Annotated in this window: 12 protein-coding genes; 5 read left to right on the forward strand and 7 right to left on the reverse strand. The window is 72.4% G+C overall.

The window, feature by feature from the left end:
• The first annotated feature begins 93 nt into the window (after nucleotides 1–93).
• The 3 genes from E1283_RS01565 to E1283_RS01575 all read left to right on the forward strand — a co-directional run bounded on the left by E1283_RS01565 (nucleotide 94) and on the right by E1283_RS01575 (nucleotide 3,857).
• Complete coding sequence (locus tag E1283_RS01565; RefSeq protein ID WP_425086119.1) at nucleotides 94–1,755, forward strand: ABC transporter permease; 1,662 nt, start codon at nucleotides 94–96, stop codon at nucleotides 1,753–1,755.
• Between the two features lie 252 nt (nucleotides 1,756–2,007).
• Nucleotides 2,008–2,556 (forward strand): hypothetical protein, encoded by a 549-nt coding sequence (locus tag E1283_RS01570; protein ID WP_132815740.1) that lies wholly within the window; start codon nucleotides 2,008–2,010, stop codon nucleotides 2,554–2,556.
• Nucleotides 2,557–2,567: 11 nt separating this feature from the next.
• Entirely contained in the window at nucleotides 2,568–3,857 is a 1,290-nt protein-coding gene (locus tag E1283_RS01575) for a class F sortase (protein WP_132815742.1), read from the forward strand.
• 100 nt (nucleotides 3,858–3,957) lie between these two features.
• On the opposite strand, the gene E1283_RS01580 is transcribed toward E1283_RS01575, so the two are convergent.
• The 7 genes from E1283_RS01580 to E1283_RS01610 form a co-directional block, all read right to left on the reverse strand.
• A complete protein-coding gene (locus E1283_RS01580) occupies nucleotides 3,958–4,371 on the reverse strand; it encodes a DUF3151 domain-containing protein (protein WP_132815744.1) in 414 nt (137 codons plus the stop codon).
• 70 nt (nucleotides 4,372–4,441) lie between these two features.
• Nucleotides 4,442–5,464, reverse strand: a complete 1,023-nt coding sequence (gene fbaA, locus E1283_RS01585; RefSeq protein WP_132815746.1) for a class II fructose-bisphosphate aldolase — start codon at nucleotides 5,462–5,464, stop codon at nucleotides 4,442–4,444.
• A 137-nt stretch (nucleotides 5,465–5,601) separates the two neighbouring features.
• On the reverse strand, nucleotides 5,602–6,138 hold the full coding sequence (pyrE, locus tag E1283_RS01590; protein ID WP_132815748.1) for an orotate phosphoribosyltransferase: 537 nt from the start codon (nucleotides 6,136–6,138) through the stop codon (nucleotides 5,602–5,604).
• A gap of 26 nt (nucleotides 6,139–6,164) precedes the next feature.
• On the reverse strand, nucleotides 6,165–6,977 hold the full coding sequence (locus E1283_RS01595) for an aldose epimerase family protein (RefSeq protein WP_243744533.1): 813 nt from the start codon (nucleotides 6,975–6,977) through the stop codon (nucleotides 6,165–6,167).
• Between the two features lie 79 nt (nucleotides 6,978–7,056).
• Nucleotides 7,057–8,028 carry an SRPBCC family protein gene (locus tag E1283_RS01600; protein WP_341829902.1) on the reverse strand — a complete coding sequence of 324 codons (972 nt, stop codon included), beginning with the start codon at nucleotides 8,026–8,028 and terminating at the stop codon, nucleotides 7,057–7,059.
• Nucleotides 8,029–8,102: 74 nt separating this feature from the next.
• A complete protein-coding gene (locus E1283_RS01605) occupies nucleotides 8,103–8,897 on the reverse strand; it encodes a hypothetical protein (RefSeq protein ID WP_425086120.1) in 795 nt (264 codons plus the stop codon).
• A complete protein-coding gene (locus tag E1283_RS01610; RefSeq protein WP_132815750.1) occupies nucleotides 8,894–9,466 on the reverse strand; it encodes a DUF2617 family protein in 573 nt (190 codons plus the stop codon). Before E1283_RS01610 ends, E1283_RS01605 begins: the two co-directional genes overlap by 4 nt.
• Nucleotides 9,467–9,934: 468 nt before the next feature.
• Here E1283_RS01610 and E1283_RS01615 point away from each other — a divergent pair, with 468 nt between their 5' ends.
• Nucleotides 9,935–11,695, forward strand: coding sequence for an ABC transporter family substrate-binding protein (locus E1283_RS01615; RefSeq protein WP_132815752.1), 1,761 nt, complete (start codon nucleotides 9,935–9,937; stop codon nucleotides 11,693–11,695).
• Nucleotides 11,696–11,880: 185 nt separating this feature from the next.
• Complete coding sequence (locus E1283_RS01620; RefSeq protein ID WP_132815754.1) at nucleotides 11,881–13,392, forward strand: ABC transporter permease; 1,512 nt, start codon at nucleotides 11,881–11,883, stop codon at nucleotides 13,390–13,392.
• Nucleotides 13,393–13,400 lie beyond the last annotated feature (8 nt).

Raw genomic sequence — 13,400 nt, forward strand, 5'->3', positions numbered from 1 at the left:
CCCGCCCACCCTGGAGGAGCTGATGCTCCGCCACTACGGCGACGAGCTCGAGGCCCTGGAGGGCAACGGTCACCACGCCCGCGAGGTGACCCGGTGACGGCCACCACCGCGCCCCCGGTCGCGACCGGGGCGATCGACCGGTCGGGACCCGGCCGCTCCCTGGCCGGGGCCGGGACGCTGGTCCGGTTCGCGCTGCGCCGCGACCGGATCAGGCTCCCGGTGTGGATCCTGGCGACCACGTCCGTCGCGGTGTCCTCGCTCTCCAGCTTCGAGAGCCAGTACCCGACCGCCGCCGACCGCGCCACCGCGGCCGAGACCCTCGGCGGACCCGCCGGCCTCGCGATGACCGGGCCAGAACGCTACGTCACCGGCGCCGACTACACGTACGGCGCGATGACGGGCCACCAGATGATCGGCTACCTCGCCATCGCCGTCGGGCTGATGAGCGTCCTCACCGTCGTCCGCCACACCAGGGCGGAGGAGGAGACCGGCCGTGCCGAGTTGCTGAGGGCCAACGTCCTCGGCCGGCACGCCCATCTGGCCGCCGCCCTCACCGTCGCCGTGCTCGCCAACCTCGCCGTCGGACTGCTGCTCGCGGTCACTCTCGGCGGCTCCGGGGTCGAGTCGATCACGGGTGCCGGCTCCCTGCTCCTCGGCGCCGCCGTCGCCGCCGCCGGCATCAGCTTCGCGGCCGTCACCGCCGTCGGCGCGCAGATCACCGCCTTCTCACGCGGCGCCTCCGGGCTCGGCATGGGCGCGGTCGGCGTCGCCTTCGCGCTGCGCGCCGTCGGCGACATCGGCGCCGACGCCGTCTCCTGGCTCTCCCCGATCGGCTGGGCCCAGCGCACCTACGCCTACGTCGACGACCGGTGGTGGCCGCTGCTGCTCAACCTGGCGCTGACCGCCGCCTGCGCCGCCACGGCCTTCGCGCTCTCCACCCGCCGCGACGTCGGCGCCGGCCTGCGGCCGTCGCGCCCCGGCCGGCCCGCCGCCTCCGCGACGCTCGGCCACCCGCTCGGCTTCGCGCTCCGGCTGCACCGCGGGGTGCTGCTGGGCTTCGCCGCCGGCGGGCTGCTGTTCAGCCTGATGTACGGCTCGATCCTCGGCAGCGCCGAGGACATGATCCGCGACAACGAGCAGCTGCGGGAGCTCATCGACCAGCTCGGCGGCGACGTGGTCGAGTCGTTCGCCTCCGTGGTGATGACGGTCCTCGTGGTCCTCGCCGCCTGCTACGTGGTGGTCGCCGTCCTGCGGGCGCGCGCCGAGGAGACCGCCGGCCGCGCCGAACCCGTGCTCGCCACCGGGCTCTCCCGCACCCGCTGGCTCGCCGGCCACCTGGCCGTCGCGCTGGTCGGCGGCACCGCCGTGATGCTGCTCGCCGGCGTCGGCTTCGGGCTCTCCGGCGCCGCGTCGAGCGACGACTGGGGCCTGGTCGGCAGACTCACCGGCGCCTCGCTCGCCTACGCGCCCGCGCTCTGGGTCACCGCGGGTGTCGCCGTGGCGCTCTTCGGCTGGTTCCCGAGCGCCTCCGCCGCCGCCTGGGTCGTGCCCGCCTACTCCTTCCTGGTGGTCTATCTGGGCGATCTCGTCGACCTGCCCGACGGGCTCGCCAACTTCTCCCCCATCGGCCACGTCCCGCAGGTGCCGGCGGCCGACCTGGAGTGGACGCCGCTGCTGATCCTGACCGCGGTGGCCGGCGGCCTGATCTGGCTCGGTCTGGCCGGCTTCAACCGGCGCGATCTGGACTGCAAGTGAGCAGGCGGCCCGGCCCAGGGCGCGGGCCGGGCCGCCTCCCGCACCAGCCTCCGCACCCGTCCGCGCAACCTGCCCGCACCCCTGCCCGCGCACCTCCGAGACCCGCCCAGGGACCCGCTCCGCGCACCGGATGGCGCAACGCCCCACCCCTTTTGACCCGCTCCGGATGCGACCTCCGTGACGCGCTGTTCGCATAGGTGACAACCCGTCACGCCTTTCTGCGTGCGGCAGACGACCCGGAGGTCACCGCTCATGAGAACCGCGCACTCCAGAAGCCGCCTGGCCGCCGCAGCGGCCGTCCTCTTCCTGTCGCTGGGGCTCGCCGCCACCCCGACGCTCGCCCACGCCGACGGCGGCCCGTCCCCGTCGCCGACCCCCTCGGCGCCGCTCTCCATCTCGCCGAGCTCCGGCCCTCCCAACACCTCGGTCACCGTCCGGGCCGTCTGCCAGCCCAACGGCCCGGCGACCTCGGACGCCTTCCAGCAGAGCATCACCCTGCAGCAGTCGAGCAACAACCAGTGGGTCGGCACCGGCCGGATCAAGTCCAGCGGGCTCCAGGTCGGCAAGAGCTACACCGTCACCGTCCGCTGCCGGGACGGCGTCACCCTGACCACCAACTTCACCGTCACCTCCGCCACTCCGACCGGCGGCGCGGCCGCGGGCTTCGGTGGCGGCAGCGGCATCGGCGGCGGCAACTCGGTGGCGACGGCGCTGACCGTCGGCGGCGGGGTCGCCGTGGCCGGCACCGCCGGCTACCTGTTCCTCGCCAGGCGGCGCCGCACCACCGGCAACCACTACTGAGAGGCGCGGCGGTGCGCCACATCCTCCGCGACCTTCGGGGCGCCGACCTTCCGCCTCGCCTGCGCGTCCCGCGGGCGATGCGGAAGGTCAAGCCCCGGCGCACCCCGCGCACGCCGCGGGACCCGCGCAAGGTCAGGACCAGGGAGCGGGACAGGACCGGGGCCGAGGCGCGGGCCGAGTCCCGGGCCGAGGCGCCGGTCGAAGTGCCGGTCGAGATCCCGGCCGAGGTGGATACCGAGGCCGACGCCGGCCTCGCGATCCTGACCGAGGCGATGGCCCCGACCGACGCGGACACCGGGCCGAGGGACGCGACCGAGCCCCGGGCCGGCGGCCGGCGGGGGCGTCGGCGCGGCGCCGCGTTCCACCCGCGGCGCCGGGTGCGGCTCCTCGCCCGCCTCGTCGGGCGGCCGTTCGCGGCCGTCCACCGCGCGCTCGTCCGGGCGGCGCGCCGGGCCCACGCCTGGTTCCGTCGTGTCAGCCGGCCGGTGGTGCTCGCCGCCGTCGCCGGCAGGCGGCTGGCCCAGGCCCGCCCCGACGACGGCACCCGGGAGGCGGCCGCCCGGGTCACCCGGCAGCAGCGGCTGGCGATGCGGGCCCGCCGCCTGGAGGTGGCGGCCGCGGCCACCGCCGTCACCGTGGGGCTGGTCGGCGGGTTGCTGCTGCCCGGCTCCGGCGAACGCGTCAGCGAGGCCCGGGAGTCGAGCAGCATCGCGGAGGGCGTCTCCCGGCCCGGCGCCGTGGACGCCCCGGGCGCGGCGCCCGACGCCGGCTCCACGGCCAATCTGGAGGGCTCGTTCCAGCCCTCCGGGGTGGTCGCCCCGCCGCTGCCCCGCTCGGCGCCCACCCGGATCCGGATCCCGCAGCTCACCACGGACGTCGAGGTGTTCGGCGCCGAACTCGGCACGGACGGCGGCCCGCCGTCCCCGGTCGAGGAGGACGCCATGCGGGCCGCCTGGTACTCGGGCGGCGCGGCGCCCGGCGAACGCGGGCCCGCCATCCTGGTCGGTCACCTGGACACCTACACGGGGCCGGCCGCCTTCGCCGGCCTCGGTCAACTCCGGCCCGGCGAACTCATCGAGATCGACCGGGAGGACGGCGGGACCGCGCTCTTCGAGGTGGACTCCGTCGAGCAGTACCCGAAGGTCGACTTCCCCGACCTGCGGGTCTACGGCTCGGTCGACACCCCGCAGCTTCGGCTGATCACCTGCGGCGGACGCTGGGCGGCGGACGGCGGCTACGACTCCAACATCGTGGCCTACGCCCACCTGATCGGCACGGTCGCGTCGCCGGCCGGCGCCTGACCGGCCCCGGTGCCGCGGCCGGCCCGGCCCGGCCCGAACATGCCGAAGGCGTCCCGCGGTGGCGGGACGCCTCGGCGTGGATCAGGCCTCGTGTCGAGCCTCAGGAGAGCGTCTCGGCGGCCGTCGGAGAGCTGTCCCGCAGGAACTGCGAGCAGCGCTCGTACTCCTCGTCCTCGCCGATCGCCTGGGCCGCGCGGGCCAGGGCGTGCAGCGCGCGCAGGAAGCCCCGGTTCGGCTCGTGCTCGAACGGGATCGGGCCCTGGCCGCGCCAGCCGCTGCGACGCAGCGCGTCCAGACCCCGGTGGTAGCCGGTGCGCGCGAAGGCGTAGGACTCGACGGTCCGGCCCTCGGCGAACGCGTCGTCCGCCAGCTGCGCCCACGCCAACGAGGAGGTCGGGTACTTCGCGGCCACCTCGGTCGGCGCCGTGCCCGCGGCCAGCAGCTCGCGCGGCTCCGGGTCGTCGGGCAGATGGGTCGGGGGCGGGCCCCCGAGCAGGTTCTCGTGAATCGCCATGTCGTCCAGTGTGCCGCCTCGCCGCGGTGGCCAGCGCCGCCCGGCTACTCCGGTCGCCTGCCCCGACCGCTCACTTCAGGCGGGTGCCGGTGGAACGCAGGTCGCCGCACGCCTGGGTGACGCGGGCCGCCATACCCGCCTCGGCCAGCTTGCCCCAGCTGCGCGGGTCGTAGGTCTTCTTGTCGCCGACCTCGCCGTCCACCTTGAGCACGCCGTCGTAGTTGCGGAAGGCGTGGTCCACGATCGGCCGGGTGAAGGCGTACTGGGTGTCGGTGTCCAGGTTCATCTTCACCACGCCGTTCTCGAGCGCGGTGGCGATCTCCTCCCGGGTGGAACCCGAGCCGCCGTGGAAGACGAAGTCGAACGGGGACGCCTTGCCGTACTTCGCCGCGACGCCGTCCTGGAGGTCCTTCAGCAGGTCGGGACGGAGCACCACGTTGCCCGGCTTGTAGACACCGTGCACGTTGCCGAAGGAGGCGGCCAGCAGGTAGCGGCCCTTCTCCCCGAGGCCCAGCGCCTCGGCGGTGCGCAGCGCGTCCTCGACGGTGGTGTACAGCTTGTCGTTGATCTCGTGGCTGACGCCGTCCTCCTCGCCGCCGGTGGGGGTGATCTCCACCTCCAGCACGATCCGGGCGGCGGCGGCCAGGGCCAGCAGCTCCTCGGCGATCTCCAGGTTGTCCTTCAGGGTCTCGGCGGAGCCGTCCCACATGTGCGACTGGAAGAGCGGGTTCTCCCCGCGGTCGACGCGCTCCTTGGAGAGGGCGAGCAGCGGCCGGACGTAGCCGTCCAGCTTGTCCTTCGGGCAGTGGTCGGTGTGCAGGGCGACGTTGACCGGGTACTTCCGGGCCACGACGTGCGCGAACTCGGCGAGCGCGCTGGAGCCGGAGACCATGTCCTTGTTGTACTGGCCGCCCAGGAACTCGGCGCCACCGGTGGAGATCTGGACGATGCCGTCGCTCTCGGCCTCGGCGAAGCCGCGCAGCGCGGCGTGCAGGGTCTGCGTCGAGGTGACATTGATGGCCGGGTAGGCGAACTTGCCCGCCTTGGCCCGGTCAAGCATCTCGTTGTAGACCTCTGGGGTCGCGATGGGCATCTGTCCGCTCCTTGTATGCGTTGATCTGCTCGTCGACGTCCCGCTCATCCTCCCAGAGAAGGACCCATACCGGGACAGCGCGCGACAGTTTCACGTGAAACCACTACAGAGTGTTATCCCCCCAGTTCAGGGGGAGATCAGGCGAGGCCCAGGTCGCTCATCGAGTACACCTGGTAGTAGGGGAGCCCAGCCGCCTCGATGGCCGGAGCGGCGCCCCGCTCGACGATCACCGCGACCGCCACCACCTCGGCGCCGGCCTCGCGCAGCGCGGCCACCGCGTCGAGCACCGAGCCGCCGGTGGTGGAGGTGTCCTCCAGCGCCAGCACCCGGCGCCCCGCCACGTCGGGGCCCTCGATCCGGCGCTGCAGGCCGTGCGCCTTGCCGGCCTTGCGCACCACGAAGGCGTCGAGGCGCCGGCCGCGGGCCGCGGCGGCGTGCAGCATGGCGGCGGCCACCGGGTCGGCGCCCAGCGTCAGCCCGCCCACGGCGTCGTAGTCGAGATCCGCGGTGAGGTCGAGCAGGACCTCACCGACGAGCGGCGCGGCCTCGCCGTCCAGGGTGATCCGCCGGAGGTCGACGTACCAGTCGGCCTCCCGGCCGGAGGAGAGGACGACCTTGCCGTGGACGACGGCCTTGTCCTTGATCTGCTGTAGCAGTTCGTCACGCACGCTCATGGCTCACGACATTACGCCAGGCCGGATCAGAGCCTCCGCCACGTCCAGGTTGTGGAGATCTCCAGCGGCTCCAGTTCGGTGACCAGTCGCGGATGGCTGTTCAGGCCGTTGGGCGGCCCCGACTGGGGCTCCACGCAGACGGCCTCGGGCTGCTCGTCGTAGACGACGACCCACGGGGTGCGGCTGGCGACGGTCAACTCCAGCTCGTCCGGCCAGTGGAGGGCGACCCGGACACCGTCCGGCATCACGAAACAGTCGTCCCAGGGCCCGGGCCCGGGCGCGATCCGGTGGCCGGTCGGCAGGTGGTCGTCGCCGCGCTCCTCCTGCCACTCGGCGGTGAAGTCGAGGGTGACGTCCTTGCCGCCGGGGCTGAGGGTGCGGAGGAACCACGGGTGCCAGCCGGCCTGTGCGGGGAAGGAGTCGCCCAGCGTCTCCACGGCGAGGGTGAGGGTGAGCCCCGAGCCGTCCTCGGCGAGCTCGACCAGTTGGCTCACCCGGCCGGGGTAGGGCCAGGGGTCGTCGAGCTCGCAGACCAGCGCGACGCTCCGGTCGTCGGCGCTGACCACCCGCCAGGGGCGGCGCCGGACGGTGCCGTGGATCGCGTGCGGGCCGGCGTTCAACGGCAGCTGGTGGGCGGTGGTGCCATTGCTGAAGCGGCCCTCACGGGTGCGGCCGCACCAGGGCGCCATCACGAAGGAGCCGAAACGCTCGCCCTGGCGCAGCAGTTCGAGCTCGCCGACGCGGAGCGAGGACAGCCGGCCGCCCTCGTCGGGGCGCACGGTCAACTCGGTGTCGGCGGCGCGGAGTCGCACTCCGCTGTCGGTGTCGTCGGTGGTCACCCCATGACGATAACGATCTGATGTATGCAGATCCTAATGTCGCCGCCGGACGGGACACGGGATGGCGGCGCCGACGCCGCTAACGGAGCGCGGCCCGCCGCCGGCGCAGCGCCCGGCCGACGATGACCACCGAGGCCAGCGCGATGGCGGCGGCCGGCGCCGCCCAGCGCAGCACGACGGCGGCGCCGGTCGGCTGCCCCGGCGCGGGGTCGGGGGCGTACCGGCCGCGCGGTGGGGCGTGATCGACCTCCTCCGCGCTGCGGCCGATCATCGTGCGCCGGGCGAAGTCGGCCTCCGGCTCCGGAACGGCGACGCCGGCCGCGACCAGGTCGTCGGCCACCTCGATCTCCTCGCCCGCCTCGGCCCCGGCCGGGTCGCCCAGCTCGCCGAGGTCGGCCGCCCAGAGCTCGGCCTCCCCCTCGGACGCCGACTCGGACGACGGCTCGGTCGACGGCCCGAGGCCGGGCTCGGGCTCCGGCGCGGCCGGGATGACGGGGATCGCGGGCTCGTTGTCGCCCGGGGCGCCGATGCCGGCCGCCAGCGCGGTGGGCGGGGGCTCCTCGGTGTCGACGGGGTCCACGGTCTCGAGGGCGTCCCTGACGTCGACGGCCTCCATCGCGGTGGCCAGTTCCTCGACCAGCGTCTCCGCGAACCGGTCGAGCAACCGCCGCCCCGCCGCGGCCCGCTGGTCGGCCGCGTACTCGACGAGCCGGCCGCCGGCCTCGACGGTGCCGGCGAACGAAAGGGTGCAGCCCGGCCGGTCGGCGACCGGGCGCGGCACCACGGTGAGCACCAGCCGCGCCGCGCCCTCGCCCCTGACCTCGCCGCCCACCGCCTCGATGGTGAGCCCCTCGCCGCGCTCGGTCAGGGTCAGGGTGCCGCGGTAGGTGATGGTCGAGGAACCGATCCGCACCTTCAGCCGGCCGGCGAGCCCGCCGTCCGGCTCCAGTCGCAGGCCGGGCACGCAGCGCGCGACCCGCTCCGGCTCGGCGAACGCACTCCGCACGGCGGTGGCGGACAGCGGCAGATAGACCTCGTGCTCCATGGCCATGGCGCGGAGCCTACCCACACGACATGATCGGATCACTTATTCATCGGCACCGCGCGCCGGAGCTCACCCACGGCTCACCCGGAGTGGCCGGGCCCGGCCTCGGGGGGCGAGGACGTCAGCCGCTCGGCGGCCGCCTGCTCCAGCGGGGGGACGAGGGCCATGCAGGACAGCAGCGCCGTGATCACCCCCAGGCTCAGCAGCAGGAAACGGCGCCGGATCCGCCGCGGCAGGTCACCGCGGAAGAGCCACAGCACCAGCGCCGCACCGGCCAGCGCGTTCACCACCCCCGTCAACAGCGCCGCGTTCAGCCGACCGAACAGCGGCAGCAGGAGAAAGGGGAAGGCGAGGCCGCCGAGCAGCGCGCCCACGTAGTCGGCCGCCGACAGGTCGGCCACCGCGCGCCCCGCGTCCTGCCGCCTGATCCGCTGGATCAGGGTCATCAGCAGCGGCATCTCGGCGCCGATCAACACCCCCATCGCCAGCGAGAAGCACACCAGCGTCGGCGTCGCCTCGCCGAACAGCAGGAAGCTGAGGTGGAGCGCCATCGCCGAGCACCCGCCGACGAGCGCCAACAGCACCTCGATCAGGCCGAAGTTGACCGAGGCCCGGCCCCGGAGCCGCTTCGCGCCGAGCGAGCCGAGCCCCATCGCGAAGACCATCAACGACAACACGATGGAGGTGTGGGTGACCGTGTCCCCGACGAGATAGTCGGCCAACGCGATCAGCTCGAGCTCGTAGACCAACCCGCAGGCCGCGCAGACGAAAACCGTCAGCAGGACCAGAATGCGCCCGACGCCAGCCGACACCGGGAGCACGGCCATCGCCGAGCAGTCCGACTCGGAGCGCTCGGCGTCGGACGTTTGGATCATGAACCGAACGTTACGTCACACTTCGAGATCGAACTGTCACCCACAGGGGTGGTTTCCCAGCGAGTTCCGCTCCGGGTGACCCGAGTTCGGGTGGCGACGAGCCGCCCCTCCTGCGGGTAGGCGTGCCAGGTACGCCAGTGCACCTGGTCGCCACGCCGCTGCGCGAGCAGCGCGGTGAACGCGTTGGGGTCGCCGGGGAAGAGCCCGGCAAGACCGTGCGGATGCTCGGCGACGAGGGCGAGCAACTCCTGGGCGCGGCCGGCGAACGACCCGGCGCTCAGGCTTTCGACGCGGGCCGCGAACTCGTACTCGAAGTTCCCGAGCCGTTTGGAAACCCCCAGAGGCAGCGGGGTGTTGCTTCCCGGCATGCACGCGACCGTCTCGGAACAGGTGCCGTCCCGGTGGTCGAGCAGCACCTGGTGCGATGCGCCCAGCACGCGCAACTGCACCCGGGCGCCCGCGAGTTCGAGATCGAGGGTGGCGAGGGCCGGCAGCGGTTCCCGGCCAAGAGCCCAGGCGAGGTCGGCGGCGCGGGTGTCGGTGTAGGCGGTGTGGATGGTGGTGAGCATGGGTGGGCCCCCCGCATGCGGGCAGTTGAGGGTGGTCTTGATCGCCCCTCGGGACGCTCGGAGACAGCGCCACCACCGAACCACGGAACCATCGACCGCATCAGCGTTTTTACCCAACTTCACCAGGTTTCCATCCCCTCGGGGGGAGGGTGGCTCAGGTGTTCGCACACGACCGGCGGCGGCCCGCTGACGCCCACGGCGCGCGGGCGCGACCACGCCGCTCGCCGCGGCCGACGCCAACTTCCCCGGGGCGCCGCCGTATTCGAACAGAAGTGCACAGTCAACGCGCGGAGACCCTGCCAATTGCCCGCATTCGCCCGACAAAACACCGAAACCCTGATAACGGGTCAGCGTGCTTCACATCTCGTCTGCACAACGGTCACTCCGTCGCACTTGTTCGCTATCTGATCTGTGAGGAAGCTCAGCGGAACTTCACACCAAAGTGACTTACTGGGGAAGGCCCGATTGATGACGAGATTCGGCAGAACGTCGAAGATCGCCGCGGCCCTGCTGGGAGGCGCCCTCGTCCTCTCCGCGTGTGGCGGCGGCAGTGACGACGAGAGCGACGACACCAACGACGAGTCGAACGGCGGCTCGGGCGGCACGGTCACCTACGCCATGGCCCAGCCGTGGCAGAGCTACAACAACACCACCGCGGGCGCCAACACCGTCGCCAACGGCCAGGTCATGGAGCAGGTGCTCTCGGGCTTCTGGACCTTCGGTGACTCGGACGGCCAACCGATCCCCAACGAGGACTTCGGTACCTTCGAGAAGGTGTCCGACGACCCGTTGACCGTGAACTACACCATCAACGAGGCCGCCGTCTGGTCCGACGGCACCCCCATCGACTGCGACGACATCCTGCTCTGGTGGACCGCGCAGAGCGGCGCCTTCGACGGGCTGTTCTCCGCGGTCGGCACGCAGGGCGTCGAGGACACCGCCCAGCCGGAGTGCGAGCCGGGCGGCAAGTCCTTCACCCTGCTCTACGACCAGCCGTTCGCCGACTGGCTGACCGCGAGCCCGGGCCACGGCAACACCGCCATCCAGCCGGCCCACGTGGTGTCCGGGCAGGGCGGGTTCGCCTCCGAGGAGGAGTTCGTCGCCGCGCTCCAGGGCGACGACCCCTCGGCGCTCGAGGCCGCGGCCGAGTTCTACAACAACGGCTGGGTGATCGAGGGCGCGCTCCCCGACGCGGCGCTGATCCCGTCCTCCGGCCCCTACGTCATCTCCGGCTACGAGGCCAACCAGTCCGTCACGCTCACCGCCAACGAGAACTGGTGGGGCGAGCCGCCGGCCAACGACTCGCTCGTCTTCCGCACCATCGCCGACGAGGAGCAGGTCCAGGCTCTGCAGAACGGCGAGGTCGACATCATCGAGCCGCAGCCGACGGTGGACATCGCCCAGCAGATCGCCAGCGCCTCCACCATCGAGAGCGAGGTGGGCGAGGAGTACACCTACGAGCACCTGGACTTCAACTTCAACGAGGGGCCGTTCGCCGACTCGCTGGCGCTGCGCCAGGCGTTCGCGCTCTGCGTGCCCTACGAGGACCTGGTCGTCAACCTGATCCAGCCGGTCGTGCCGGACGCCGAGGTCAAGCGCGTCCGCAACGTGGCTCCCTGGGACCCCGGTTACCAGGAGGCCGTGGACGCCTCGCAGGCCACCATCGACGAGTTCGGCACCACCGACCTCGCCGCTTCGCGCGCCCTCCTGGAGGCCGAGGACGCGGTCGGCACCACCGTCCGTCTCGGCACCCTGGAGAACCAGCGCCGTCTGGACGCCGGCGCCCTGATCGAGGCGTCCTGCGAGGAGGCCGGCTTCGACGTCGAGTTCGAGCCCGCGACCGACTTCTTCGACACCACCGGCGCGCTGGCCGAGAACCGCTTCGACGTGGCCATGTTCGCGTGGGCCGGCTCTCCCGACCGCTCCGGCTGGAACTCCACCTACCGGACCGTGACCGAGTGCTCCGCGGAGGGCAAGGGCAACAACAACGGCTGCTACTCCAGCCCGGAGATGGACGAACTGCTCGACTCGGTGCTGCGCACCTCTGAGCAGTCCGAGGCCATCGAGCTGACCGCCCAGATCGAGGCCCTGCTCTGGCAGGACATGGTGACGATCCCGCTCTACCAGCACCCGGGCATCACCGCCTGGAACGGCGCGGTGGGGAACGTCATCCCCAACCCCTCGCAGAACGGCATCACCTGGAACGCGGACCAGTGGGCCAGGTCCTGACCCACTGACCCGGCCGGTGGCCCGCCCCTGCGGGCCACCGGCGGCGTGCCAGGCTCCCGCGCGGGGCCGGGGGGAGCCCATCCCCCCGGCCCCGCCGTCGTACGACCTCCGTACGGTGGCGGCCGCCGCGACCGGGCCCGTGTTCCGCCCCTCCTCGCCCCCCGAACCTCTGGAGTCAGCGCACCATGCTCGTCTTCATAGCGCGGCGGCTGTTCGTCTCGATCTGGGTGTTCCTCGCGTCCTCGGTCCTGGTCTTCGTTCTCTCCACGCAGGTAAGGGACCCACTGGCCGAGGCCAGGGGGCTGCCGGACAGCGCCCGAGAGAGCAAGATCGCCGAAATCACCGAGCGCATGCACCTGGACGACTCGGTACTCGTCCGCTACTTCCGCTGGCTGAGCGACGCGCTCACCGGCGACCTCGGCACCAACCGGCAGGGCCAGAGCGTCAACACCATGCTGGAGTCGGCCTTCTCGGCCACCATGCAGCTGATCATCGGCGCCACCGTGCTCTCGATCGTCGTCGGCATCAGCATCGGCGTCATCTCGGCCCTGCGCCAGTACACGGCGCTCGACCAGACCGTCACCTTCGTCGCGTTCATCTGCTTCTCGCTGCCGCTCTTCTGGGTGGGCACGCTGCTGAAGCAGTTCCTCGCCATCGACTTCAACGACTGGCTCGCCGACCCGGTGATCTCCCCTCTCTTCATCGGCGCCATCTCACTGTTCGCCGGCCTCTTCTGCGGCTCCGTGGTGCTCGGCGACCGGCGCACCCGGTTGATCGCCTTCGCGTCGAGCACCGGCGCCATGGCCGTGCTGCTCGCCGTGCTGTCGGCCGCCGAGTGGTTCGCGGACCCGGGCCTCGGCCCGATCGTGGTGGCGCTCACCGCCGTGGCCGGCGCGGTCGGCTTCACCACCCTGGTGGGCGGTCTGGAGTGGCGGCCGCCGCTGCAGGCGGCCCTGGTCGCGGCCGCCCTCGGCATTGTGGCGTACTTCGCCCTCGACCCGGTACTGAATAATCCACAGCTGCCGACGATTATCGGACTGGCGCTGCTGACCGTCGGGATCTGCTTCGCCGTCGGCTGGTACGTCGGCGGCGACCTGTACCGCAGGAACGCCGTCCCGGCCGCGATCTTCACCGGCCTGTTCGCCGGCGCCGTGATCTTCACCGACCGGATGCTCCAGTCGTTCGCCGACTACAGCGAGTCGGTCGGCGGCCGCCCGGTCTCCACGGTCGGCGCCGAAACCCCCAACTACGAGGGGACGTTCTGGGAGAGCGGCCTCGACTCGTTCGGCCACCTGGCACTGCCCACCCTGGCGCTGGTGCTCATCTCCCTGGCCACCTACACCCGTTACACCCGGGCCAGCATGCTCGAGGTGATGAACCAGGACTTCGTGCGCACCGGCCGGGCCAAGGGCCTGAGCGAGCGCGCCGTGGTCACCCGGCACGTGCTGCGGAACGGCCTGATCCCGATCACCACGCTGATCGCCTACGACATCGGCACCATCGTCGGCGGCGCCGTGGTCACCGAACAGGTCTTCGGCTGGTCGGCGATGGGCAGCCTGCTCTTCACCGGCATCGAACAGGGCGACCCCATGCCGATCATGGCCTTCTTCGTGGTGTCCGGCGGTGCGATCGTGCTGTTCAACATGATCGCCGACATCGCCTACGCCTTCCTCGACCCCCGCATCCGGCTGTCCTAAGGAGGGAA

The sequence above is a fragment of the Streptomyces hainanensis genome (genome assembly GCF_004348415.1).
GTDB lineage: Bacteria > Actinomycetota > Actinomycetes > Streptomycetales > Streptomycetaceae > Streptomyces > Streptomyces hainanensis.